2 protein-coding genes are annotated in these 2,714 nt (G+C 79.1%); one reads left to right on the top strand and one right to left on the bottom strand.

Translation table 11 applies throughout. The annotated features are described in order from the left end of the window. The coding region (locus ABD317_RS35620; protein ID WP_344295947.1) for a helix-turn-helix domain-containing protein at positions 1 to 1,590 on the bottom strand (1,590 nt) is incomplete at its 3' end. Between the two features lie 203 nt (positions 1,591 to 1,793). On the opposite strand from ABD317_RS35620, the gene ABD317_RS35625 reads away from it, so the two are divergent. Then, complete coding sequence (locus ABD317_RS35625) at positions 1,794 to 2,573, top strand: hypothetical protein (protein WP_344295951.1); 780 nt, start codon at positions 1,794 to 1,796, stop codon at positions 2,571 to 2,573. Positions 2,574 to 2,714: the final 141 nt, after the last annotated feature.

Here is a 2,714-nt window from a genome sequence, read left to right on the forward strand (position 1 = left end):
GGCGTGTGGGGGTGCGGGCCGGTGTCCGGGTCCTGTGTCGCGGGGTCGGGGCGGCCGGTGTGGCGCCGGACCGGCCCGCCCACACCACCCCACCGGCCGTCGCCGCCGCCCCGCCGCACCCTCCCCACGTCCGGCACCCTCCCCACCGCCGGAGGTGCCGCCCCCGCCCCGGCGCCGACGCGGACGGCCGGCGGCACGCGTACGCGCTTCGGCTCGCGCGTCCGCACCGCTTGCGGACGGGGCCGTCCCGCCGCCGGGCAGCCCACCTCCGCCGCCCCCGCCGGAGGCGGCGTTCGCGGTGATCTCGGCCAGCTCCGCGCGGGGTGCCGGGCGGCGGGTGTCCTGGGAGCCCTCGCCGGGCGAGACGAGGCGCAGCAGCGCGCGCCGGGCGACCCGCTGCTGCGCCGGCGTCAGCTCCCCGTAGACCCGCTCCGCGGTCGTGGCGATGGCGCCGCGGACGCCGCCGGCGGCCTCGTACGCCGCCTCCGTCAGCACCCGGCCGCGCCGCCTGCGCCACGTCTCCAGCAGGACGTGCGACATCAGCGGCAGCGCGCCCGGCTCGCCGTCGACGTCCTTCAGGACGCGCGCCGTCAGGGCCCGCTCCACGACCAGGCCCTCGGCCGCCGCGGGCCGGACCACCGCCTCGCGCAGCTCGGCCGGCGACATGGGGCCGACCAGCAGCTGCGCGTCGCGCAGCGCGTCGGTCAGCCCGCGGTGCTCGGCGCAGCGGCCGTAGAAGTCGGCCCGGACGGCGATGACGACCCGCAGCCGGCGGGCGGGGTCGCGGGCGGCGAGGAGGCGGTCGAGGAAGGCGGCGCGCTCGTCGGGGTCCTTGCAGAGGGTGAAGACCTCTTCGAACTGGTCCACGAGGAGGTACGTGTCCCCGTCGGCGGGCGCCGCGTCGAGGACGGCGGCGTGGGTGCGGGCGGGGTGCTCGCCGGGTGTGAGGATGCGCAGCGCGGCGGGCGGCGGGCGGTCCGCCGGGGCCCGGTCCGGCTGCCCGCCGCCCGCGTGCGGATCCCGCGCCGCTCGCGGGTCCCTCGGACCGCGTGAGTCCTCGGGCCCGGCGGCCTCCGCCTCCGCCGCCCCGTCCCCGGCCCGCGCGCCGCCGGCCTGCAGCGCCGGCACGAGCCCGGCGCGCAGCAGCGACGACTTGCCGCTGCCGGACGCGCCGAAGACCGCCGCGAAGCGGCGGGTGCGGACCAGCTCCACCAGGTCCGCGGTGAGCCGGTCGCGGCCGAAGAACCGGTCGCGGTCGCCGGGCTCGAAGCGGGCCAGTCCGCGGTACGGAGGCGCGGCGGCGCCGTGTTCCGGCGGCTGCTCCGCCGCCTCCGCCGCGGCCTGCCGCCAGCGCCGCTCCCACTCGCCCGGATCGCCGCCGCAGCCCTCCGCGTACGCCAGCGCCACCGGCAGCGAGGGCAGCCGGTCGCCGGCGGCGGCCTGCGACAGCGCCGTCACCGAGTACGGCCCGCGCGCGGCGAGCTGCCGGTAGGTCGGCCCGCCCGCCTCGGTCCGCAGCTTGCGCAGCTCGTACGCGAAACGCTGGACCGGGCCCGCGGACGGATCCACGGACTTCTCCCGCCGCCCCATGGGCGACCCCCCTCGTTCCCCTGCTCCCCTGTCCCCTGCTCCCCCTGGTCGTCCCTCACGATAGACCGCGCCGCCGACACCGCCCGCGATTGTTCAGCGGGGCCGGAGCGGGGTGCTGAACAACGGTCCGGCCGGTCTAATCGGTCTCGACCGAACAAGGGGAGGGGCTGCCCATGAGCACATCGGGCGGAGAGCGCCGCCGCATGCGACAGCGCGTCGCGTGGGGGGCGCTGACGGCCGTCGCGGGCACCGCGGCCGCCGTCGTCGTGGCACTGCCGCTCGGCGCGGCGGGCGACGACCGACAGGACGGGGAGCCGGGGGTGTCCGCGTCGTCCCCGGCGCCCGGAGCGCTGGGGACGCCGGGCGCCGGGGGGCCGGGGACCGCACCGCTGCCGACCGGGCGGACGGGCACCGGCGGCGACCCGCTGACGGCGGACGAGGAGCGGCGCGCCGAGCAGCTGGCGCTCGCCGGCGACCGGTCGCTGCGTACGGAGAGCGAGGGGGTCCGGGGCCGCGCGGGCGTACCGCAGCTCGTCAGCACCGACCTCGCCGACTCCTCGGTCAGCGCCGGCGACGACCGGATCGCCGAGGTGTACTTCTACGACTACGCGACCGACACGCTCGTACTGAAGAGCGTCGACCTCGTCGACAACGAGGTCGTGGACACCGTCGAGTCCACCGGCTCCCAGCCCCCGCCCGCCGCGGCGGAGGCGGAGGCCGCCGCCGACCTGCTGGTGGACAGCCCGGTCGGGGCCGGCCTGCGGCAGGACTACGAGGCGGCGACCGGCGAGGAGCTGACCGGCGCGCGGCAGTTGCAGGTCCAGGGGATGACGTACACGGCGCGGCCGGGCGACTCCGGCGGCCTGGAGCGGTGCGGGGAGCACCGCTGCGTGCGGCTCTTCACCCGGGTCGAGGACGGCCCGTGGATCGACACCCGCGACTACGTCATCGACCTGAGCGAGCGGAAGGTGCACCATGCGTAACGCCACGCCCCACGGACCGGCCGCCGGCCCGGAGGGGCCGGAGAGGCCGGAGAGGCCGGACGTGCCGGGCGACGGGCCCGCCCGCGGCCGGCGCGGAGCCGCCTTCCGGCGCCGCCCCGCGACCTGGCGCCGGGGTGCCGT

Origin of the sequence: Streptomyces synnematoformans, from assembly GCF_039531005.1 — a bacterium.
GTDB lineage: Bacteria > Actinomycetota > Actinomycetes > Streptomycetales > Streptomycetaceae > Streptomyces > Streptomyces synnematoformans.

What these genes read in the sequence shown, in the direction of transcription:
- ABD317_RS35625 (WP_344295951.1), top strand. Translation starts at nt 1,794, where the DNA reads ATGCGACAGCGCGTCGCGTGGGGGGCGCTGACGGCCGTCGCGGGCACC.